Below are 21,119 nucleotides of genomic sequence, written 5' to 3' on the forward strand. Positions count from 1 at the left end.
TCTAAAATTTGCAAATCCTACATAACAAGCTACAATGCTTGAAATTTTTATCCATAAATAAGGAATACTTACATGAAAATTACTAAAAACGTTGTGCCTAGCATTGCATACCAAGTTCGTACACAAGATGGCGTATTAGTTGATGAAGCGCCTGTTGAGCAACCATTAGAATACTTACACGGTCATAACAACCTTGTGATCGGTTTAGAAAATGCGTTAGAAGGCAAAGCGGTTGGCGATACTTTTGAAGTGCGTGTTAAACCTGAAGAAGCTTACGGTGAATACAACGAAAATATGGTGCAACGTGTACCAAAAGAAGTGTTTATGGGCGTTGATGAATTAGAAGTCGGTATGCGTTTTATCGCAGACACTGACTTAGGTCCATTGCCTGTGGTGATCACTGAAGTTGATGGCGATGAAGTAGTTGTTGATGGCAACCATATGTTAGCTGGTCAAGAGTTACTCTTCTCTGTAGAAGTTGTTGCAACGCGTGAAGCGACATTAGAAGAGATCGCTCACGGTCATATTCACCAAGAAGGTGGCTGCTGTGGACACGATCATGATGAAGAACACACTTGCTGTGGCGGTCATCACGATCATGACCATCACCACCATCACGGACACGGTGGTTGTGGCTGCAACCACTAATTTAGGTTTGGTGGAACGATGAGTGATACCCCTTTACAATCAGGCACGGATTATCTCCGTGCCATTTTAAGTTCTAAAATCTACGATCTTGCCCAAGTCACGCCATTGCAAAAAATGGAAAAGCTCTCGGAGCGTTTGGGTAATACGATTTCCATTAAGCGAGAAGATCGCCAGCCTGTGCATAGTTTTAAACTGCGTGGGGCTTATGCGATGATTTCGAACCTTTTCCCTGCTCAAAAAAACGCAGGTGTGATTGCAGCGTCAGCAGGCAATCATGCCCAAGGCGTTGCCCTGTCTGCAAAACATCTCGGTTTGCGTGCATTAATTGTGATGCCACAAAATACACCGTCAATCAAAGTCGATGCGGTGCGTGGATTTGGCGGCGAAGTGTTGCTCTACGGGGCAAATTTCGATGAAGCCAAAGCCAAAGCGATTGAGCTGTCCAAAGAATTAAATATGACCTTTGTTCACCCCTTCGATCACCCTTTAGTGATTGCAGGGCAAGGCTCTATCGGTATGGAATTGTTGCAACAAAATGCCGATCTTAACTATGTGTTTATTCCCGTTGGCGGCGGCGGTTTGATTGCGGGCATTGCAGTGTTGATTAAGCAGTTGATGCCTGAAATTAAAATTATCGGCGTGGAATCAAAGGACTCGGCGTGTTTGTTTTATGCGTTACAAGCAGGGCAACCTGTGGACTTAGACCGAGTTGGGCTGTTTGCAGACGGTGTGGCAGTTAAACGGATCGGCGATGAAACCTTCCGCTTGTGTCAGCAATATGTTGATGATGTAGTGTTGGTTGATAATGATGAAGTCTGTGCGGCACTGAAAGATGTGTTTGAAAACGTGCGAGCAGTGGCAGAGCCATCAGGGGCGTTGTCTTTGGCTGGCTTGAAAAAATATGTGGCACAACACAATCTTCAAGGCAAAAATTTAGCTTGTATTTTGTCGGGGGCGAACCTGAATTTCCATACGCTACGTTATGTTTCAGAGCGTTGCGAAATCGGCGAAAAACACGAAGCGTTGCTGGCTGTTACCATTCCTGAACAAAAAGGGGCATTTCTTGAATTTTGCCAACTGATCGGCAATCGTGCAGTCACTGAATTTAACTATCGCCACGCTGACGATCAACAGGCTTGCATTTTCGTTGGGGTTCGGATCAGTGGTAATGCCGAAAAATCGGAAATTATCAAAGATTTACAACAAAACGGCTATTCAGTCGCCGATCTTTCCGATGATGATATTGCCAAAACCCATATTCGCTATATGGTCGGCGGTCGTCCAAGTTCAATAGAACAAGAAGAACTGTACAGCTTTGAATTTCCTGAGCAAAAAGGGGCGTTGTTGAAGTTTTTACAAACGCTGACCAACTGGGATATTTCCCTATTCCATTATCGAGCTCACGGAGCGGATTATGGAGATATTTTGGCGGCATTTGTAGTGAAAGAGACAGAAAAAGAGACTTTCCAACAAGATTTAGAAAAACTTGGCTATCGCTATCAAAATGTCAGCGACAGCCCTGCTTATCGTTATTTTTTAAAATAACAAGCGGTGAGATTTGGTAAAACATTTGTAGTTATTCATCATCTACGGACACACGCAGTGTGTCCCTACGATAGAGCATTAACAAATTTGTGGTAGGGACACACTGCGTGTGTCCGCACAATAATCCTATTTAAAAGGACAATTTTATGGCAGAACGTAAATATTTCGGCACCGATGGTGTGCGTGGCAAAGTAGGACAATATCCGATTACCCCTGATTTTGCCTTAAAACTTGGTTGGGCAGCTGGTAAAGTACTTGCCACTCAAGGTTCAAAAAAGGTCTTAATCGGTAAAGACACCCGTATTTCAGGCTACATGTTAGAATCGGCATTAGAAGCAGGTTTAGCGGCGGCAGGCTTGTCAGCGGCGTTTACAGGTCCAATGCCAACCCCTGCGATTGCCTATTTAACTCGCACTTTCCGTGCAGAAGCAGGTATTGTGATCTCTGCTTCTCACAACCCTTACGATGATAACGGCATCAAATTCTTCTCTGCAGTCGGCGAAAAATTACCCGATGAAGTGGAAGAAGCGATTGAAGCAATGCTCGATCAACCAATGGATTGCGTAGCGTCTGCAGAACTTGGACGTGCAAGCCGTATCAATGATGCCGCAGGACGTTATATCGAATTTTGCAAAAGCACTTTCCCGTCCCATTTAAGCCTTGACGGTTATAAAATCGTGGTCGATTGTGCCAACGGTGCAACCTACCACATCGCTCCAAGCGTAATGCGTGAATTAGGGGCGGAAGTGATCGAAATCGGCACACACCCAAATGGCTTAAACATCAACGAAAAATGTGGTGCAACGGACATCAAAGCGTTGCAACAAGTGGTAGTTGAAGCTGGAGCTGATGTTGGTTTAGCCTATGACGGAGACGGCGACCGCTTAATTATGGTCGATCAATTAGGTAACAAAGTCGATGGCGACCAAATTCTGTTTATCATCGCCCGTGAAGCCTTACGTTCAGGCAAACTCAAAGGTGGCGTGGTTGGTACATTAATGAGCAATATGAGCCTTGAGCTTGCCTTAAAAGAGCTTGCTATTCCGTTTGCTCGTGCCAACGTGGGCGACCGCTATGTGCTTGAAGTGTTGAAAGAAAAAGGCTGGAAACTCGGCGGCGAAAATTCAGGGCATATAATCGTGTTGGATAAAAACACCACAGGTGACGGCATTGTGGCTTCATTAGAAGTGCTTGCAGCAATGGCAACCCACAAAATGAGCCTAGCCGATTTAGCCAAAGCCGTACCGTTGTTCCCACAAGTGTTGATCAACGTCCGCTTTGCAGGCGGTGCAAACCCACTAGAGAGCGATGAAGTCAAAGCGGTAGCGAAAGATGTTGAACAACGTTTAGCGGGCAAAGGACGCATCTTATTACGCAAGTCAGGCACAGAGCCACTTATTCGTGTAATGGTAGAATGTGAAGACGGGGCTTTAGCTCAAAGCTGTGCGGAAGAGATCGCCGAAGCGGTGAAACGTAACTAATTAACAAGCGGTAGGATCTTGGTAAAATGTTGCCGGGATCTTACCGCTTGATCTTTTTTTAATTATAATAACGCAAACGTTTGCTTAAGGAGGAATCATATGGATCAACTAGAAATGAAAAAAATCGCAGCACGGGCTGCATTGCAATATGTGAAACCCGATACGATTGTTGGGGTCGGTAGCGGTTCAACAGTGAACTGCTTTATTGATGCGTTAGGTGAAATGGCTGACGATATTAAAGGGGCGGTTGCTGCGTCAAAAGCGTCTGAAGAACGTTTGAGAGCCTTAGGCATTGAAGTATTTAGTGCCAATGAAGTGACAGAACTTGATGTCTATATTGACGGGGCGGACGAGATTACGCCACAAGGCTATATGATTAAGGGCGGCGGTGCGGCACTCACTCGTGAAAAAATTGTGAGTTCATTAGCAAAAAAATTCATCTGTATTGTTGATTCCAGTAAGCAAGTGGATGTGTTAGGCTCTACTTTTGCTCTACCTGTGGAAGTGATCCCAATGGCTCGCTCTTATGTGGCTCGCCAGTTGGTGGCGTTGGGCGGTTCGCCTGAATATCGTGAAGGTGTGGTAACTGACAACGGCAATGTGATTTTAGATGTATATAACTTTAAAATTCTTGAGCCGTTAAAAATGGAACATACGATCAACAATATCGCAGGAGTAGTGACTAACGGGATTTTTGCACAACGTTATGCCAATGTGACTATTGTTGGCACACCTGACGGTGCGAAAATTATTGAATAGACATAATAAAAAAACGGAAAGTTGAATTTCTCTTTATTCACGTTCGACTTTCCGCTCTCTACTATATAAGGAAGGCAAAGATGACAACTAAAGTTTCTCTAGATAAATCTAAAATCAAATTTGTACTGCTTGAAGGCGTACATCAAAATGCCATTGATGTGCTAAAAAATGCAGGTTATAGCAATATTGAATACTACAAAAAAGCCCTTGATGGTCAAGAGCTGATTGATGCGATCAAAGATGCTCATTTTCTTGGGATTCGTTCTCGCACCTTCCTAACCGACGAAGTATTACAACAAGCGCAAAAATTAATTGCGGTGGGTTGCTTCTGTATCGGCACTAACCAAGTCGATTTAGAATCAGCAAAACGCCGTGGTATTCCTGTGTTCAATGCGCCCTTCTCAAATACCCGTTCTGTTGCAGAATTAGTGTTAGGCGAAATCATTGTATTAATGCGTCAAGTGCCAAAAGCCAATGCAGAAGTTCACCGTGGCATTTGGGATAAATCAGCAGCAGGCTCAAATGAAGTGCGTGGTAAAAAATTGGGGATCATCGGCTACGGCCACATCGGTTCACAATTAAGTATTATTGCTGAATCAATTGGTATGCAAGTTTACTTCTACGATATTGAAAATAAATTACCGCTCGGTAATGCTCAACAAGTCTCAAGCTTACAAGAGCTACTTGCGACTTGTGATGCGATTTCATTACATGTGCCTGAAAATGCTTCAACGAAGAACTTAATCAATGCAGAACGTTTAGCGCAGATGAAAGAAGGGTCAGTTCTCATCAATGCAGCTCGTGGTACGGTAGTAGATATTGATGCGCTAGTTGAAACCTTGAAATCAGGTAAATTACGTGGTGCGGCATTAGACGTGTTCCCTGAAGAGCCTGCGTCAATTAACGACCCATTTGAATCACCACTTTGTGCTTTTGATAATGTGATCTTAACCCCACACATTGGCGGTTCAACCTCTGAAGCCCAAGAGAATATCGGTACAGAAGTCGCAAACAAGTTTGTGAAATATTCGGATAACGGCTCAACCCTTTCTGCGGTAAACTTCCCTGAAGTCTCATTGCCAGAACACAAAGGAACAAAACGTTTATTGCATATTCACGAAAATCACCCGGGCGTGTTAAACAAAATCAACCAAGTATTTGTGGATGCAAACGTCAATATTGCCGCACAATTCTTACAAACCGACCCTACGATTGGTTATGTGGTGATTGATGTAGAAACTGAAAATACGACTGAAGCTCTCGCTCGTTTGAAAGAAATTGATGGGACAATTAAAGCCCGTGTTCTCTATTAGTATTATTCTATAAAACAAACAGCGGTAGGATTTGCAAAATATTTTACGAATCCTACCGCTTGTTATTTGAGGCTTAAAGAGCACTCTTTTCTCTGTTATAGCTACTCTTCAAATGGTGCATTAAATCTTTCGATTCGAGCGCCTAATTTCTGTAATTTCTCTTCAATATGTTCATATCCTCGATCGATGTGATAAATACGATCCACGATAGTTTCACCATTAGCAATACAGCCCGCTAAGACTAAACTGATTGATGCACGTAAATCGGTCGCCATCACTTCTGCCGCAGATAACGCGTCGACACCGTGGCAAATAGCGGTATTACCTTCAATTTCTGCTTTTGCACCCATACGAATTAATTCAGGAATATGCATAAAACGGTTTTCAAAAATTGTTTCAGTAATTCGGCTTGTACCATTTGCAACGACATTCAATAACGTAAATTGTGCTTGCATATCGGTTGGGAAGCCCGGGTGTGGCATCGTGCGGATATTAACCGCTTTTGGACGCATACCAAGTGAGTCAAGAGTAATAGTATCTTCTGTCACATCAACTTGCATGCCTGCTTCACGTAATTTTTCAATCACCGCATCTAAGGTATCTGCTTTTGTACCACGGCAAGTAATACGTCCTCCTGAAATCGCTGCAGCAACAAGGAATGTCCCTGTTTCAATACGGTCTGGTACGATATGATGTTCACAACCACCTAAACGTTCAACACCTTCAATAGTGATCATATCGCTGCCTGCACCTTGAATTTTTGCACCCATTTTATTCAGGAAAATAGCGGTATCTACCACTTCAGGCTCACGTGCCGCATTCTCAATAACAGTTATACCTTTTGCTAAGGTTGCTGCCATCATGACAGATAATGTGGCACCAACACTCACTTTGTCCATTAACACACGCGCACCAGATAAACGTCCGCTCACTTCTGCTTTGACATAACCTTCATCAAGGGTAATTTCTGCCCCCATTTTTTCAAGACCTGCAATATGCATATCAACAGGACGGGCACCGATAGTACATCCCCCCGGTAATGATACTTGTCCTTGATGGAAACGTGTGAGTAACGGCGCTAAAGCCCAAATGGATGCACGCATGGTTTTCACTAATTCATAAGGTGCGACATAATGGTCAATGCGACTTGCATCAATATGAACAGCATTATCTTCTTTACGTTCTACAACCACACCTAACTTACGTAAAATTTTAAATGTCGTATCGACATCTTTTAAATTAGGTACGTTCGTTAAAACAACAGGTTCTTCCGCCAAAATAGCCGCAAATAAAATCGGCAGGGCAGCATTTTTTGCACCTGAAATATCTACCGTTCCACTTAATGTAAAGGGGCCGTGCACACGAAATTTTTCCATCTTGATTCCTTAAATAATGAGACAAAAAATCAAATATAAAACACTACAAGCGGTGAGATTAACTCACTTTTTTGTATTTTATCTTCAATTTTAAATTAACCAGCCATATTGAGAAGACGTTCTCTCTTCCACTGTTCTGTTGTAAATGTTTTGATTGTTAATGCATGAATGGCATTTGTGGCAAAAAATTCAGTTAATGGGCCATAAATCATTTGTTGTTGTTTTACTTTTGATAATGATGCGAATGCATCGCTGACAGCAATAACGCCATAGTGTGAATTTTCACCTTGCACATAGACTTCATCAAGGTCTAGCGCATTTTTTAGAATTTCTTCAATTTGTTTTGGTTCCATTGTTATTTTTTCTCTTGAGATAAAAAAGTTTTAAACCAATCAGCTAAATCAAATAATTCCGCTAAGCTATACACTGTTGACGGCGCATTTAATAGGCTGTTTGGATTTTTTTGTTGATAATGGTTAAGAAGTTCTGCAAGTAATGTGAAGCCCGAAGAATCGATACTGGTAAGCGATTTGAGATCCCAATAAATATGTTGGTTGCTTTTTGGTGATAAAAAAGAAGCACGTTGCTTCCATAACGGAAGCAACGTGTCACGAGTAAAGTCACCAGACAACTGAACGATCAAGCTTTCATTATTTTGCTGAATGTCCCATTGTAATGGATTTTTAGATTGCATACAGAATTATTTTAAAGTAATAGGTTGTTTTGCTGATTGAGCAACTTGAGCTGTGAGTGCATCAATACCTTGTTGACGTAAAACACCACTCCATTCATTTTGCTTCGTTGCCACCATACTCACGCCTTCAGCCGCCATATCATATGCTTGCCATTCACCTGTTTTGCTGTTTTTACGCCATTTGAAATCAAGTTTAATTGGCTGTGCATTACCTGATTGTAATACATTGACACGGATGCTAACGATAGACTTGTCACCCACTGGTTTTTCACTTTCAATTTGAACTTGTTGATCTTTGTATTGCGTTAAAACTTGCGCATAAGATTGTTCAATAAATTGACCAAACGCAGTGAAGAATGCTTCACGTTGTGCATCTGTGGCTGACGCTAAATTTTTACCTAACACTAATTGTCCTGCATATTTCACATGAACATGTGGCATTAAATCATTACGCACAATGGTACGTAAATAGTTAGGATCTTTTTGAATTTTGCTTTGATTTGCTTTGATATCCCCGAAAAGTTTATCTGCTGTTTGTTGCATTAAAACATAAGGGCTTGTTGAAGCAAATGCCGTTGTTGAAACTAGCGCAGAAACCGCAACTAAACCAGCAACAAAAAGATTTTTAAGGGTTTTGATCATGTTTAAAACTCCAAAGTTTAGGTGGAAAACTCCACTTTTATCAAATGATAATAGGCATATGCCTGTTACTTATTCCGCTTTTGGCTCAGCGGCTTCTTCTTTTGTATCAGATTTCTTATCACCATATAAGAACTGACCAATTAAATCTTCGAGTACCATTGCTGAATTTGTATCCGCAAAAGTATCTCCTGCTTTTAACATGCTTGTTTCACCTTCAAGAACAAAGCCAACATTTAAGGCAATATATTGTTCTCCGAGTAAACCAGCTGTTTTAATTGAAAGTGAACTTGTATCTGGAATTTGGTTAAATTCTTCATTAATCGCTAAAGTCACTTTCGGCGTATAGGTTTTTGGATCAAGTTGAATATCTGAGACTCGTCCTACAACAACGCCACCGACCTTAATCGGTGCGCGAACCTTTAGTCCACCAATATTATCAAAAGTTGCATAAAGCGCATAAGTTTTTTCAGAACTAAAACCTTGCACATTGGCAACTCGCAAGCCTAAAAAGATTAAAGCTCCTAAGCCAAGTAGAACAAACAAGCCTACCCAAAATTCATATTTAATTGATTGACGCATAATTTTCCTTATTGAAATGAGCTACAAGCGGTCACTTTTGCTTTATTTTTTGCAAAATGGCGCTTAGCCACCAAACATAATCGCCGTTAAAATAAAATCTAAGCCTAAAATCACTAATGATGCATGAACAACGGTTCTTGTTGTTGCTTGGCTAATCCCTTCTGATGTTGGCAACGCATCATAGCCATTAAATAAGGCAATCCATACTACCGCAAAAGCAAATACGGCACTCTTAATAAAGCCATTAAGTAAATCGCTAACAGTAACGCTACTTTGCATCACAGACCAGAAACTGCCTGAATCTACGCCTTTCCAATCCACGCCAACAAGTGATCCGCCCCAAATACCAATAGCTGTAAAAATAACAGCCAAAATTGGCATAGCAATTACCCCCGCCCAAAAGCGTGGTGCAATGACGCGGCGAAGTGGGTCAACCGCCATCATTTCTAAACTAGATAGCTGTTCTGTCGCTTTCATTAAGCCTATTTCTGCCGTTAATGCAGAACCTGCTCGCCCAGCAAATAATAATGCTGTCACCACAGGACCTAATTCACGTAAAAGAGAAAGAGAAACTAACTGTCCTAAGCTTGTTTCTGCTGAAAAATCAACAAGAACCACGTAGCCTTGTAAGCCAAGTACCATACCAATAAATAAGCCTGAAAGCATGATAATTAATAAGGATTGAACACCTAATACATGCAGTTGCTTAATCAATAATGGCGTATGCTTACGAAATTCAGGTTTACCAACCAGTGCGCCCCAGAGCATAAAGCTCGCTCGCCCAAAGGCTTGGATAAAGTGGATCACTGAGCGTCCAACAGATGAAATGAATCCTATCATTGAAACAGCTCCTTCGTATAATCTTCCGCAGGATAATGAAATCTCACCGGTCCATCTGATTTTCCCGCTAAAAATTGCACGACTTGCGGATCTTGACTTGCTAATAATGCTTCAGGTATACCTTCTGCAATAATTCGCTTATCGGCAATAATGTAGGCATAATCTGCGATACTTAACACTTCTGTGACATCATGGGAAACCACAATCGATGTCAAATTAAGCGCTTGATTTAGCTTTTTAATTAATTCAACAATCACGCCCATGCTAATAGGATCCTGCCCTGTAAATGGTTCATCATACATGATCAGATCGGGATCTAAGGCAATCGCTCGAGCTAACGCAGCTCGACGTGCCATACCGCCTGATAGTTCTGAAGGCATAAGCTGTGCAGCCCCTCTTAATCCGACTGCTTCTAATTTCATTAAAACAAGTTTACGAATTAATTCTTCTGGTAAACGGGTATGTTCACGAATAGGAAACGCAACATTATCAAAGGTAGATAAATCGGTAAATAATGCGCCTGATTGAAATAACATGCCCATTCGCTGACGAATTTGGTACAAGGTTTTATTATTTGCTTGGCAAATATCTTGTCCATCAAAGAGTATTTCACCGCTTTCAGGTAAAATTTGACCACCAATAAGGCGTAGTAGGGTCGTTTTCCCAATCCCTGATGGTCCCATAATTGCCGTTACTTTGCCTTTCTGCACTTTTAGATTGAGATTGTCATAAATCACTCTTTCACCTCGTTTAAAGGTGAGATGCTTTACTTCAACCAAATTCTCTTCATTACGCATTCGGTCTCTCTAGGTTAAAAAATAGCTTGCGATAATCAATGATGACCTTATTAAAGTCAATGTTATTTAAAAAAATTGACAAATTTCTTTCCAATAAAAAAGGCATATTGATAGGCGTTTATTCAATATGCCGATCTACATGATATCGCTACAAATTATTGTACATAAGTGATCACTTTAATCACTTTGACAACACCACTTACATTTCGAGCAACTTCAGCGGCTGCATTTGCTTGAGTACTCGATAAATTTCCCATTAAAAATACTTCGCCATTCTCGGTGATAACTTTGACTTCCGTTGCTTTCACTTCATCATTAACAAGTAATTGAGATTTCACTTTTGTGGTAATCCAGCTATCTTTGCTAATTTGAGCAACACCAATTTTTTCACCAACTCTGATTTCATTATAAACTGTAGATACGCTATCTACTCCTGCAGCTACATTTTTCGCAGCTTCTTTTGCTGACTCATTCGGAGCTTGTCCAATAAGTAATACTTTACCATTATATGAAACCACATTAATACGCGCTTCTGACTTAATTTGTTCATCTTTATTCAGATTATAAGCCACTTTTTCTTCTAAGGTTTCATCATCAATTTGGCGTCCTGTACTTCTAGGATCTGTTGCTACTTTGGCTGCGGTTGCTCCGCCTACAACAACGGCTGTTGCTAAACAACCTTGCAAGGATAAAAAAGTGACACTAAAAAGTCCAACTAACCCGATTTTTTTCACGAATGAAAACATAATAATCTCCTTAACGATTAATTTGATGTGGTTGGAAAGAGTAAGTTATCCACCAATTCACAAATAATGTTGACACAGAATTGATGACCTTCAATGATTCTCATCTCATTGATAGATGGCATTTCAATTTCAAGATCCCCGTCATCTAACAAGCCGGTTGTATGATCATTTCGACTACTGGTAAATGCGCAGATCTCTAAATTTTCATTATTCGCACAGTGAATCGCATTTAGTACAGCTTCTTCATTGCCAATAGGTGAAAATGCAATAAAAAGATCCCCCTCTTTTGCAACCGCTTGTAACTGTTTTCGATATATTTGTGTTAAATCTTGATCTTGATTTAAACACCCTACAAGCATGCCATCAAATTGTAACAAATGGGCAGCAAGGCTTGGTCGAACAAGTTCATAACGATGTAAGAGATTGCTCACCAATAACTGTGCATTCGCATAGGAACGTCCATAGCCACATACAATCACTTTATTTCCACGAAGCAAACATGCCACAATGCGATTAGCAGCTTCATTTAAAACATTAGGTAATAACTCTGCAGAAGCTATTTGAATTTGAATACTTTCACTAAAGCGATCTTGAATTTTTTCTAACATCTTACCCTAAAAAATTTTTTATCCATAAAGGTGCATCATTACCTTCAAAAGCAACAACATCAAATCGACAATCTGCGGTATCTAATGAAAGATTTCTTTTGGCTAGCCACAAATTTGCCGCTTTTTTCCACTTTTGTTGCTTATGGTAGTTAATACTCTCAACTGCTGAACCAAAGTACGCATTTTTACGTTGTCTCACTTCAACAAAAACCCAAGTACTTTGGTCTTGCATAATTAAATCAAGCTCGCCACATTTAAATTGTTGATTTTGTGCGATGAACAACAAACCATGGTTTTCTAAAAACACTTTAGCTTGCTGTTCATAATAGTAGCCTTGCGCTCTCATCTTAATTTGCGTTAATAATGCTACCACCACGATACTGTAACCAGCTCATTTCACGCTCAATATTACAGTTTGTTCCAGCACTTAAAATCCCCGTTAAACCGTGAACCTTATAGCCTGGAATTTGACGAAATTCGTTAAATTTATTTGCAATAGACCATGTATCTGATCCCATCGCATATAAACGCATCATAGAAAAATCACTTTCTGCAATTTGATCCGCTTTTTTGTACTCCGCAGATTCAGGATCTGAAAGGAGTGGAATTTCACTAAATTTTACGCCTTCCATTGTTAAACGGAAATCTGGTCCATTGTTTGGCGAGTTACTACGTGATGACGTATAAATAGGATATTGGTTAGCTAAAGGAGAATTATCAATACCTTGTTTAATATCTGATAACTGCTCTGCGGTACCCAATACATAAATCCCGCTGCCCTGACCAAGCCCTGCACTTTGTAGTAAAGACACGCCTTCAAATGCTTCATTATAGTAACGAATATCGGCATCTCGATTCGTTAATTGGCGCCAACGTTGTGCAAAAGCATCTGCTGAACGTTGCCCAAAATCGCCGTTTGGTGCCAAAACAACAGCGTTGTTTAATCCATCTTTTTGGAAACGCTCTGCCGCTGATTTTGCTTCAGCTTCTGGAGATAAACCATAATAACAAACCTTCGCAACGGCTTTTACATTAGGCGTTGAATTTAATGCAAGTACATTAATGTTGTTAATTTCAGGGCTAACCAACATTTCATCAACACGATTTTTCAATAATGGTCCAATAACAGTTTGAGCCCCTTGCTGTTTTGCTTGTACCAACAAATCATTAACTGGTGCACTATCCGTATCGAATACTTGAACGGCAATAGAATCTTGCCCTTTAGCATCATCAAAACCTCGCTTGATAATATCACCAAGGATTTTCCCTTCCCCACTTAAAGGCAACAAAAGTGCTACGCCATTAAGCTGTGTTTGTTGGAAAGAAAGCACATTTTGTAACTCTGTAGGCATCAGCATCGCTGCCGAATGATTCGGATATTGTTGTTTCCAATTTTGGATTACTTGTGGTAGTTGTTCTGGAGCAGACATATGCTGATTGTAAGCAACAGAAAGAGCAAGCCAACCTGCGAGTCCCATTTCCCCTGGACCTGCGGTTGCTTTCTCTAACATGCCACGATTTGCATTACGTAATGTTTCCCAAATTTTATCGTTATTTGCCTGACGGCTTTGTGTATCCGTCATATAGTTATCCATCAACGATCTTGCTCTAACGACCTCAATCACGTCTTTTTGGTTTTCTGCAATTTTAGCTTGAGTTTGATATACACGTAATAATTGAGATTGACTTAATTGCCCTTGTGGCAACCCCTTCAAAATAGAGTAAGCTTCAGCATTTTTTTCTTGAAGTGCGGCTAATTGAGCAGAAAGTAATTGATATTCCGGTTTTTGAAGTTCATTTAATTTCTCAAAAACAATATCTGACATGGTATTTTGAGCTTCAACTACCTTATTTTCATCAATCAATTTTCGTACAGCGAGCAAACGATAACTCTGTTGCTCTTCTTCTTTACCACTTTGATCTGCTTTATTAATATAAAACTCTGAATTTGCGTAAGCTTCATCTTTCAATGCTTCAGTCACTTTATTATTTGAACAAGCCGCAAGTAATAACGCTAACGTTGTTGGAATAAAAAGGGTTTTCATTTTTTGGCGAAAGCCTCGACTTTGTAATAAAATAGTTGGCATTTTATTGCTCCATAAATTTGGAAATGGGTGTTATTAAACTCTGCGTTGGTACATCTTGCGATCTTACTTATCAAATAAGCGAAAATCAAATGAAAAACGGACATAATCACGAACAAACTGGCACATTATATATTGTCGCCACACCAATCGGAAACCTAAGCGATATCACTCAACGAGCTCTTACAATATTAGAAACCGTTGATTTAATTGCCGCTGAAGATACGCGACACAGTGGCATATTACTCAGTCATTACGGAATTAAAAAACCTTTCTTCGCTTTACACGATCACAACGAACAGCAAAAAGCCGCTATTTTGGTTGAGAAATTACAACAAGGACAAAATATCGCCTTAATATCTGATGCCGGAACACCACTCATCAGCGATCCAGGGTTTCATCTTGTGCGCCATTGTCGACAAGCGGGTATTCATATTGTGCCAATACCAGGGGCTTGTGCTGCGATTACGGCACTTTGCAGTTCAGGTATTGCATCAGACCGCTTTTGTTTTGAAGGGTTCCTTCCTGCCAAAAGTAAAGCACGTTGCGATAAACTCACTGCGTTATCTGATGAGCCAAGAACGCTCATTTTCTATGAATCAACGCATCGCATCTTAGAATGTCTCTCTGATATGCAAAGCATCTTTGGAGAAGATCGCTATCTTGTTATGGCAAGAGAGCTCACGAAAACGTGGGAAACTATACATGGAGATAGCATTGCGAATCTTATTTCATGGTTATCTGAAGACAATAATCGCATCAAAGGTGAAATTGTCTTAATTGTTGAAGGAAAGTCAGAACAGTCTTCTAACAATGAAATTTCACCCCAAGCACTTAAATTATTGGCAAGGCTCAGTGAAGAATTACCATTGAAGAAGGCATCTGCTATTGTGGCAGATACTTTTGGGTATAAAAAGAACGAATTATACCAATATGGTTTAGCTCATTTTAAGAATTAACAAGCGGTTAGTTATTACCGAAATTTTACAAACAGTAATAATTACTATCTATTTGTTTTTAAAAGGAATTAATCTCATTTAAGCGATTGTTTTTTTCTATTAAATGAATAAATTATATTCACTGTTTTAATAAAATTTTTCAGCTATAATTAGCGTCAATTAACTTATTACTCTATAGGAGAATTTTTATGTTTAACTCAATCGGTCTAGATACAGCAACATCTGCAAAATTAGCAAAAGAACTTAATAACTTGCTTGCGAGTTACCAAGTATTCTATACAAATGTTCGTGGTTATCACTGGAATATCAAAGGTGTTAGTTTCTTTGAATTACATGCAAAATTTGAAGAAATCTACGATGATTTGGTGGTTAAAGTAGATGAAATTGCAGAACGTATTCTTACTCTTGGACATACCCCTGCAAATGCATTTAGCCAATATTTAACCGTTTCTTTAGTAAAAGAAGATATTGGTTCAAGCTCTGCTCAACACTGCTTAACAGGAACTTTAGAAGGTTTCAAAACGTTGTTAAAACAACAACGTGAGATCCTTGCCTTAGCAAATGAAGCAGGAGATGAAGGTACTGCCTCACAAATGAGTGACTACATCAAAGAGCAAGAAAAATTAGTCTGGATGTTCTCTTCTGCAGCAACTTGCGGTGTGTGCCAACAATAATATCTTAAACAAAAAGCTGATTTCATATTCTGAAATCAGCTTTTTACGTTTAGGAGCTATAGAAGCATTTTAACAATCTTATCTAATTTTACCCGTCCAAATTTTTTCAATAATTTTTTCACTTTTTCAGGATAATCTTTTATCTCTTCTAAATCGCTATAATGCGTGAGTAATGTCGTATAAGTACGAATCTGCGCTAACTCTTGCTCTACTTTTTCTATCAACTCACTTTTAGGATCAGATACTAATACCGCATTCTCTGCATCAAGTTTCCAAGCCCTAGGGTTCAAATTATTCCCTGTTAACAAAATATAGCGATTATCTATCCATACACCTTTAAGATGATAAGTATTCTCTCCATCTTTCCAAAGACGAATAACTAATTGCCCATTTTGAATGTAACGGTCAAAATTTCTAGCAAAAGCTCGTAAGTTCTTTTCATACAGATACGGCAATGCTGATGCCATTGTAAATTTTTCTTCAGGAGGCGTGAAAAAGTCGTTAGCCGTTTTGTCGCCGACAATAATTTCAATCTGTTTGCCGTTTTCTAACAACCACGTAATGCGTTGGCTAATCGAACGGGGAAAATTGAAATAAGGAGTGCAAATAGTTAATTTTTGTTGCACTTGGAAGAACAGCGCTTCAATCGTTTTATTCAGCGGATTTTTTCTTCCTAATCCAACCAATGGCGACACCATCAGTTGCTCTTCATTCATCGACACGCCTGAAAAATAATACGCCTGTTGGCTCAATTCCTTGCGGAACGTTTTTACAAGCGGTCGGATTTCTACGGTTTTTGGACGATTTGCCTGATCTAAACGATTGACCGCGGGATTAGCCAAAATATGTTGCTGAATAAAATTAATCCAGCTATCCGCCAACGCTTTATTTTCGATTTGGTGATAACGGTCGTAACGATAGCGTTCAAACTGTTGTAAATAAACGTTGTTAATACTCGCACCGCTATACAGCAAGGTGTCGTCAAACACAAAGCCTTTGAGATGTAATACGCCAAAGATCTCACGTTTATTGACTGGCACGCCATAAAACTGAATCTCTTGTTCAGTCGACAAAGCATATTTCTCACGCACTTGAGTGTACCAATCCGCGTTCGACATTTGGGCCGCTTCACCGATACGTCCACGTTGAGCCCTGTGCCAATCAACCAGAACTTTAATTTCAAGTTGTGGATTTGCCTGTTTTGCCTGATACAAAGCCTCCAGCACCTCTTGCCCTGCTTCATCTTTTTCAAAGTATAAAGCAGTCAAATAAATGCGAGATTTTGCTTGTTTAATTAAGGTTAAAATCTGCTGTTTAAACGCCGAACTACTTGCCAAAAATTCGACTTTATCCGCTGATTGTGGGATAAAGGTGAGTGTTTCAAGGTGGCGTTTAGCACGGGTTTGTTTGTTTAGAATAAGCATTGTAGATCCTCTGTTACTTTTCTTTGCTTGTGCAAAGAAAAGTAACCAAAAGAAAGCTCCCTACTTCACCACTAATCTTCGCTTAGTTTAAATTTGCTTAACAGAACATTTTAAATTCACACAGATTGCTCAGAAGGGAGATTTTATATCTAAGATTATAGTCTATTTTCTTGTCTTATTACCTAATTCACTTAAACGCATCAAATTATTCATCGCATCAGGATTTTGTAATAACGTTGGCAATAATGTTGTCATTAAAGTGACTTCCGGTGACTGCTGAGGCTGAGCATATTTTGCAACTTGTGAAGTAACTATATCTATTATATCTGTATTTTTTTGATGTAATAATTCAATAATATCGTCCAACTTATCATGGATTGATAAAAATGCAGATGATTCAAAAGTTGCTGTAGGCTGCATATCATTGTGATTCTGAGACATTTCAGAATCCGTAAATGATTGAATTGTTTCAGCTAAACGCTTTTTACAATCATCAACCTTATCAAGATTATCTATAACATATTTGATGGTTCTTAGTGTAGAAACATCAAAAGGGATATTATCATTTTCTTGAATAATCGGTATCAGAGGGAGCCTTTTTGCTTGTCTATAGCCAAATTCATAAAATACATTTGGATTATGATCTGTCATATCCGCAATAACTAAATCTGCTGTATCTAAGTATTTAATAATTGTACTGTCAATTCGATCAACAGTAACAAGTTGATCTACTCGAATAACTTCATAACCAGCAGTTTCACATACTGGCTTAATTATATGCCTTAAAACTGTATCCGAACGCTTTCTAGCTTCCGATGAATCACTACCAATAGGGCATACAATGAAACAGATTTTTTGATTTGAGTTACCCATATATCCTCATTAGATTATTATAAATTCCTAGATCATTTAAATAATATTACTTAGTCCTAGAGGAGCTGGCTTATGCTTAGCCTAGAGTATAAACTCTAGGTTGTTACGATATTATGTAGCATTTCCATAAGACTCAAAAGAACTCGTAGGGGTGGGGTTTATCCCCACCCTTAAAATATGGATATGATATCGGGCGGGGATAAACCCCGCCCCTACAAATAAAAAGAGATTTAAGCAAATGATCTTTGCTCACCACTCCCCACCACATTCTCCACACAACGCCCACAAATCTCTGGGTGTTCTGCGTTTGCACCGATGTCGGTTGCATAATGCCAGCAACGTGGACATTTTTCGCCGTCGGCACGCTCTACTTTCACCGCCAAGCCAGCTAATTCGCCTTCTTCCACATCTGCATCTTTCAATGGTTTAACCACCGCTTGTGATGTGATCAGCACAAAGCGTAATTCATTTCCGAGTTGCTCTAATAATGGGCGAATATCATCGTTAGCGTACACCGTGACTTTCGCTTCTAAGCCTGCACCGATAAGTTTGTCGTTACGCGCTTGCTCTAACACACGGTTTACTTCGGCACGCACTTTTAACAGTTTTTGCCAGTAGTTGTCGTCTAATTTTTCGTTTTCGCCTAAGCCGAATAAGCCTGTGTAGAACTCTTCGGTAAAGACAAATTCGCTACGACCTTCCACTTGCGGTAAGTAGCCCCAAATTTCGTCTGCGGTAAAGGATAAAATCGGTGCAATCCAACGTACTAATGCTTCGGAAATGTGCCACAACGCTGTTTGACAACTACGGCGAGCAAGGCTGTCCGCTTTGGTGGTGTATTGACGGTCTTTGATAATATCAAGGTAGAATGACCCCATTTCGATTGAGCAGAAACGCATTAAACGTTGCACAACGGTATGGAATTGATAGTTATCATAAGCGTCTTTAATTTCATTTTGTGCATCTAACACACAAGCCACTGCCCAGCGATCTAAAGCGATCATCTCTTCAGGCTGAACCAAATCACGTTTTGGATCGAAACCGTTTAAGTTCGCTAACAAGAAACGAGCAGTGTTACGAATACGGCGGTAAGTGTCGCCCGCACTGTTTAAAATGTTGTGAGAAACCGCAATTTCGCCCGTGTAGTCCGTTGAAGCGACCCACAAACGTAAAATATCCGCGCCGTTTTTGTTCCACACTTCGCTCGGCACAATCACATTACCAAGCGATTTCGACATTTTGCGACCTTTCTCGTCCACTGTAAAACCGTGCGTAAGTACTTGATTATACGGAGCTTTATTGTCCGTTGCTGTTGAAAGCATTAAGGAAGACATAAACCAGCCACGATGTTGGTCGGAACCTTCAAGGTACATATCTGCTGAGTTGCCGTTGAACTCTGGGCGTTGTTGTACCACAGACGCATAAGTTGATCCTGAGTCGAACCATACATCTAAAGTATCAGGCACTTTACGGTAAATTTTCGCATCTTCTTCGCCTAATACGTCTTTCGGGTCGAGATCCCACCATGCTTGGATACCTGCTTGTTCCACACGTTTTGCCACCTCTTCTAAAATTTCTAAGGTGCGTGGGTGAAGCTGTTCTGTTTCGTTATGCACGAACATAGTCATCGGCACGCCCCAAGTACGCTGACGAGAGATACACCAGTCTGGACGGTTCGCCACCATGGTGTCGATACGTGCTTCACCCCAGCTTGGGATCCAACGTACTTTCTTGATTTCACCTAATGCTTGTTTGCGTAACCCTTGTGTTTCCATACCGATAAACCATTGTGGTGTTGCACGGAAAATAATCGGGGTTTTGTGTCGCCAGCAGTGCGGATAGCTATGTTTAATGCGTTCTAATTTGAGCAAGGTGCCAGTTTCTTTCAGTTTTTCAATGACTAAATCATTTGATTCAAACACGCCTTTGCCTGCAAAGAATGGAGCTTTTGAAACAAATTTACCATCATTAGCAATCAAACCTGCCATTTCTAATTGATATTTTTGGCTGACAATATAGTCGTCTAAACCGTGATCAGGTGCGGTATGAACTAAGCCCGTACCGCCGTCAGTGGTAACGTGATCGCCTAAAATAAACGGCACAGTATGATCGTAGAATGGGTGGTTGAAACGCACCAATTCCAACTCGCTTCCTTTCGCCGAACCTAAAACTTCTACTTGCTCAACGCCAGCGGCTTTTTGTACCGCTTCGACTAATTCAGCAGCTAAAATCACACGCTCATCGCCAAATTGCACCAGCTGATATTCCAATTCCGCGTTGATCGCAATCGCACGGTTTGATGGTAACGTCCAAGGCGTTGTTGTCCAAATTACCGCTGAAATCTGACCGCTTCCTTTACCTTGTGCATTGAATTTCGCTTCCACTTGTGCAGGATCTACCGCTGAGAAACGCACATAGATAGACGGTGAAACTTTATCTTCGTACTCCACTTCCGCTTCTGCTAAAGAAGAGCCACAATCTAAACACCAGTGAACGGGTTTTGAGCCTTTGTATAAGTGACCATTTGCAATCACTTTTCCTAACGTACGGATAATGTTCGCTTCGGTATTAAAATTCATAGTGAGATAAGGATTATCCCAATCGCCCAACACGCCCATACGGATAAAGTCCGCTTTTTGCCCTTCAACTTGCTCTTTCGCATAATCACGGCACGCTTGACGGAATTCTGCCGCAGAAATTTTCTCGTTTGGCTTACCCACCAAACCTTCTACTTTTAACTCAATCGGCAAACCGTGGCAGTCCCACCCCGGAATATATGGCGAGTCAAAACCCATTGCAGTTTTCGATTTAATAATAATATCTTTTAAAATTTTATTAACGGCGTGACCAAGGTGAATGTTGCCATTCGCATACGGAGGGCCATCGTGCAAAATAAACGATTTTTTCCCTTTTGATGTTTCACGAATTTTTTGATACAAATTTTTATCGTACCAATTTTTTAACATCGCAGGTTCACGCTTAGCGAGATCCCCACGCATCGGAAAGCCTGTTTCAGGCAGATTTAAGGTGTTTTTGTAATCGACTGTCATTTGTTGTTCCAATTAATAAAATTTAAA

At 40.3% G+C, this 21,119-nt stretch carries 21 protein-coding genes; 7 read left to right on the forward strand and 14 right to left on the reverse strand.

Features of this window, described 5'->3' with window-relative positions; all coding sequences use genetic code 11:
- The first annotated feature begins 72 nt into the window (after positions 1–72).
- The 5 genes from slyD to serA all read left to right on the forward strand — a co-directional run bounded on the left by slyD (position 73) and on the right by serA (position 5,746).
- Positions 73–648, forward strand: coding sequence for a peptidylprolyl isomerase (gene slyD / locus C5N92_RS09855; RefSeq protein ID WP_111750677.1), 576 nt, complete (start codon positions 73–75; stop codon positions 646–648).
- 18 nt (positions 649–666) lie between these two features.
- Positions 667–2,193, forward strand: a complete 1,527-nt coding sequence (gene ilvA, locus C5N92_RS09860) for a threonine ammonia-lyase, biosynthetic (protein WP_111750678.1) — start codon at positions 667–669, stop codon at positions 2,191–2,193.
- A gap of 146 nt (positions 2,194–2,339) precedes the next feature.
- Complete coding sequence (glmM, locus tag C5N92_RS09865) at positions 2,340–3,674, forward strand: phosphoglucosamine mutase (protein ID WP_111750679.1); 1,335 nt, start codon at positions 2,340–2,342, stop codon at positions 3,672–3,674.
- A 99-nt stretch (positions 3,675–3,773) separates the two neighbouring features.
- Positions 3,774–4,433 carry a ribose-5-phosphate isomerase RpiA gene (gene rpiA, locus C5N92_RS09870; RefSeq protein WP_111750680.1) on the forward strand — a complete coding sequence of 220 codons (660 nt, stop codon included), beginning with the start codon at positions 3,774–3,776 and terminating at the stop codon, positions 4,431–4,433.
- Between the two features lie 80 nt (positions 4,434–4,513).
- Positions 4,514–5,746 carry a phosphoglycerate dehydrogenase gene (serA, locus tag C5N92_RS09875; protein WP_111750681.1) on the forward strand — a complete coding sequence of 411 codons (1,233 nt, stop codon included), beginning with the start codon at positions 4,514–4,516 and terminating at the stop codon, positions 5,744–5,746.
- A gap of 101 nt (positions 5,747–5,847) precedes the next feature.
- Here serA and murA read toward each other — a convergent pair whose 3' ends face one another.
- From murA to C5N92_RS09930, 11 genes are all read right to left on the reverse strand, one after another.
- Complete coding sequence (gene murA / locus C5N92_RS09880) at positions 5,848–7,122, reverse strand: UDP-N-acetylglucosamine 1-carboxyvinyltransferase (protein WP_111750682.1); 1,275 nt, start codon at positions 7,120–7,122, stop codon at positions 5,848–5,850.
- Between the two features lie 95 nt (positions 7,123–7,217).
- On the reverse strand, positions 7,218–7,475 hold the full coding sequence (locus C5N92_RS09885; RefSeq protein ID WP_111750683.1) for a BolA family protein: 258 nt from the start codon (positions 7,473–7,475) through the stop codon (positions 7,218–7,220).
- 2 nt (positions 7,476–7,477) lie between these two features.
- The gene (locus tag C5N92_RS09890) at positions 7,478–7,816 is read right to left on the reverse strand and encodes an STAS domain-containing protein (RefSeq protein ID WP_111750684.1); all 339 of its coding nucleotides are present in this window, start codon (positions 7,814–7,816) and stop codon (positions 7,478–7,480) included.
- 6 nt (positions 7,817–7,822) lie between these two features.
- Positions 7,823–8,458, reverse strand: coding sequence for a phospholipid-binding protein MlaC (mlaC, locus tag C5N92_RS09895; RefSeq protein ID WP_111750685.1), 636 nt, complete (start codon positions 8,456–8,458; stop codon positions 7,823–7,825).
- A 69-nt stretch (positions 8,459–8,527) separates the two neighbouring features.
- Positions 8,528–9,037, reverse strand: coding sequence for an outer membrane lipid asymmetry maintenance protein MlaD (gene mlaD / locus C5N92_RS09900; protein WP_111750686.1), 510 nt, complete (start codon positions 9,035–9,037; stop codon positions 8,528–8,530).
- Positions 9,038–9,100: 63 nt separating this feature from the next.
- Positions 9,101–9,877 (reverse strand): lipid asymmetry maintenance ABC transporter permease subunit MlaE, encoded by a 777-nt coding sequence (gene mlaE / locus C5N92_RS09905; protein WP_111750687.1) that lies wholly within the window; start codon positions 9,875–9,877, stop codon positions 9,101–9,103.
- Entirely contained in the window at positions 9,874–10,674 is an 801-nt protein-coding gene (gene mlaF / locus C5N92_RS09910; RefSeq protein WP_111750688.1) for a phospholipid ABC transporter ATP-binding protein MlaF, read from the reverse strand. The genes mlaE and mlaF overlap by 4 nt, the downstream gene beginning before the upstream one ends.
- A gap of 155 nt (positions 10,675–10,829) precedes the next feature.
- On the reverse strand, positions 10,830–11,420 hold the full coding sequence (gene dolP, locus C5N92_RS09915; RefSeq protein ID WP_111750689.1) for a division/outer membrane stress-associated lipid-binding lipoprotein: 591 nt from the start codon (positions 11,418–11,420) through the stop codon (positions 10,830–10,832).
- Between the two features lie 17 nt (positions 11,421–11,437).
- Entirely contained in the window at positions 11,438–12,028 is a 591-nt protein-coding gene (locus tag C5N92_RS09920; protein WP_111750690.1) for a D-sedoheptulose-7-phosphate isomerase, read from the reverse strand.
- 1 nt (position 12,029) lies between these two features.
- Positions 12,030–12,374, reverse strand: a complete 345-nt coding sequence (locus C5N92_RS09925) for a YraN family protein (RefSeq protein ID WP_111750691.1) — start codon at positions 12,372–12,374, stop codon at positions 12,030–12,032.
- Position 12,375: 1 nt separating this feature from the next.
- Positions 12,376–14,115, reverse strand: coding sequence for a penicillin-binding protein activator (locus tag C5N92_RS09930; protein ID WP_111750692.1), 1,740 nt, complete (start codon positions 14,113–14,115; stop codon positions 12,376–12,378).
- A gap of 89 nt (positions 14,116–14,204) precedes the next feature.
- Here C5N92_RS09930 and rsmI point away from each other — a divergent pair, with 89 nt between their 5' ends.
- Together rsmI and C5N92_RS09940 are read left to right on the forward strand one after the other, a co-directional pair.
- Positions 14,205–15,071 carry a 16S rRNA (cytidine(1402)-2'-O)-methyltransferase gene (rsmI, locus tag C5N92_RS09935; RefSeq protein ID WP_111750693.1) on the forward strand — a complete coding sequence of 289 codons (867 nt, stop codon included), beginning with the start codon at positions 14,205–14,207 and terminating at the stop codon, positions 15,069–15,071.
- Positions 15,072–15,259: 188 nt separating this feature from the next.
- Positions 15,260–15,745, forward strand: a complete 486-nt coding sequence (locus tag C5N92_RS09940; protein ID WP_111750694.1) for a Dps family protein — start codon at positions 15,260–15,262, stop codon at positions 15,743–15,745.
- Between the two features lie 56 nt (positions 15,746–15,801).
- Here C5N92_RS09940 and pssA read toward each other — a convergent pair whose 3' ends face one another.
- The 3 genes from pssA to ileS form a co-directional block, all read right to left on the reverse strand.
- Positions 15,802–17,169: a CDP-diacylglycerol--serine O-phosphatidyltransferase gene (gene pssA / locus C5N92_RS09945; RefSeq protein WP_111750695.1), complete on the reverse strand. Its 1,368-nt coding sequence runs from the start codon at positions 17,167–17,169 to the stop codon at positions 15,802–15,804.
- Between the two features lie 162 nt (positions 17,170–17,331).
- Positions 17,332–18,042, reverse strand: a complete 711-nt coding sequence (locus C5N92_RS09950; RefSeq protein WP_111750696.1) for a hypothetical protein — start codon at positions 18,040–18,042, stop codon at positions 17,332–17,334.
- A 230-nt stretch (positions 18,043–18,272) separates the two neighbouring features.
- A complete protein-coding gene (ileS, locus tag C5N92_RS09955) occupies positions 18,273–21,092 on the reverse strand; it encodes an isoleucine--tRNA ligase (RefSeq protein WP_111750697.1) in 2,820 nt (939 codons plus the stop codon).
- Positions 21,093–21,119 lie beyond the last annotated feature (27 nt).

Origin of the sequence: Glaesserella australis, assembly GCF_003260095.1 — a bacterium.
Lineage (GTDB): Bacteria > Pseudomonadota > Gammaproteobacteria > Enterobacterales > Pasteurellaceae > Glaesserella > Glaesserella australis.

What these genes read in the sequence shown, in the direction of transcription:
- slyD (WP_111750677.1), top strand. Translation starts at nt 73, where the DNA reads ATGAAAATTACTAAAAACGTTGTGCCTAGCATTGCATACCAAGTTCGT.
- ilvA (WP_111750678.1), top strand. Translation starts at nt 667, where the DNA reads ATGAGTGATACCCCTTTACAATCAGGCACGGATTATCTCCGTGCCATT.
- glmM (WP_111750679.1), top strand. Translation starts at nt 2,340, where the DNA reads ATGGCAGAACGTAAATATTTCGGCACCGATGGTGTGCGTGGCAAAGTA.
- rpiA (WP_111750680.1), top strand. Translation starts at nt 3,774, where the DNA reads ATGGATCAACTAGAAATGAAAAAAATCGCAGCACGGGCTGCATTGCAA.
- serA (WP_111750681.1), top strand. Translation starts at nt 4,514, where the DNA reads ATGACAACTAAAGTTTCTCTAGATAAATCTAAAATCAAATTTGTACTG.
- murA (WP_111750682.1), bottom strand. Translation starts at nt 7,122, where the DNA reads ATGGAAAAATTTCGTGTGCACGGCCCCTTTACATTAAGTGGAACGGTA.
- C5N92_RS09885 (WP_111750683.1), bottom strand. Translation starts at nt 7,475, where the DNA reads ATGGAACCAAAACAAATTGAAGAAATTCTAAAAAATGCGCTAGACCTT.
- C5N92_RS09890 (WP_111750684.1), bottom strand. Translation starts at nt 7,816, where the DNA reads ATGCAATCTAAAAATCCATTACAATGGGACATTCAGCAAAATAATGAA.
- mlaC (WP_111750685.1), bottom strand. Translation starts at nt 8,458, where the DNA reads ATGATCAAAACCCTTAAAAATCTTTTTGTTGCTGGTTTAGTTGCGGTT.
- mlaD (WP_111750686.1), bottom strand. Translation starts at nt 9,037, where the DNA reads ATGCGTCAATCAATTAAATATGAATTTTGGGTAGGCTTGTTTGTTCTA.
- mlaE (WP_111750687.1), bottom strand. Translation starts at nt 9,877, where the DNA reads ATGATAGGATTCATTTCATCTGTTGGACGCTCAGTGATCCACTTTATC.
- mlaF (WP_111750688.1), bottom strand. Translation starts at nt 10,674, where the DNA reads ATGCGTAATGAAGAGAATTTGGTTGAAGTAAAGCATCTCACCTTTAAA.
- dolP (WP_111750689.1), bottom strand. Translation starts at nt 11,420, where the DNA reads ATGTTTTCATTCGTGAAAAAAATCGGGTTAGTTGGACTTTTTAGTGTC.
- C5N92_RS09920 (WP_111750690.1), bottom strand. Translation starts at nt 12,028, where the DNA reads ATGTTAGAAAAAATTCAAGATCGCTTTAGTGAAAGTATTCAAATTCAA.
- C5N92_RS09925 (WP_111750691.1), bottom strand. Translation starts at nt 12,374, where the DNA reads ATGAGAGCGCAAGGCTACTATTATGAACAGCAAGCTAAAGTGTTTTTA.
- C5N92_RS09930 (WP_111750692.1), bottom strand. Translation starts at nt 14,115, where the DNA reads ATGCCAACTATTTTATTACAAAGTCGAGGCTTTCGCCAAAAAATGAAA.
- rsmI (WP_111750693.1), top strand. Translation starts at nt 14,205, where the DNA reads ATGAAAAACGGACATAATCACGAACAAACTGGCACATTATATATTGTC.
- C5N92_RS09940 (WP_111750694.1), top strand. Translation starts at nt 15,260, where the DNA reads ATGTTTAACTCAATCGGTCTAGATACAGCAACATCTGCAAAATTAGCA.
- pssA (WP_111750695.1), bottom strand. Translation starts at nt 17,169, where the DNA reads ATGCTTATTCTAAACAAACAAACCCGTGCTAAACGCCACCTTGAAACA.
- C5N92_RS09950 (WP_111750696.1), bottom strand. Translation starts at nt 18,042, where the DNA reads ATGGGTAACTCAAATCAAAAAATCTGTTTCATTGTATGCCCTATTGGT.
- ileS (WP_111750697.1), bottom strand. Translation starts at nt 21,092, where the DNA reads ATGACAGTCGATTACAAAAACACCTTAAATCTGCCTGAAACAGGCTTT.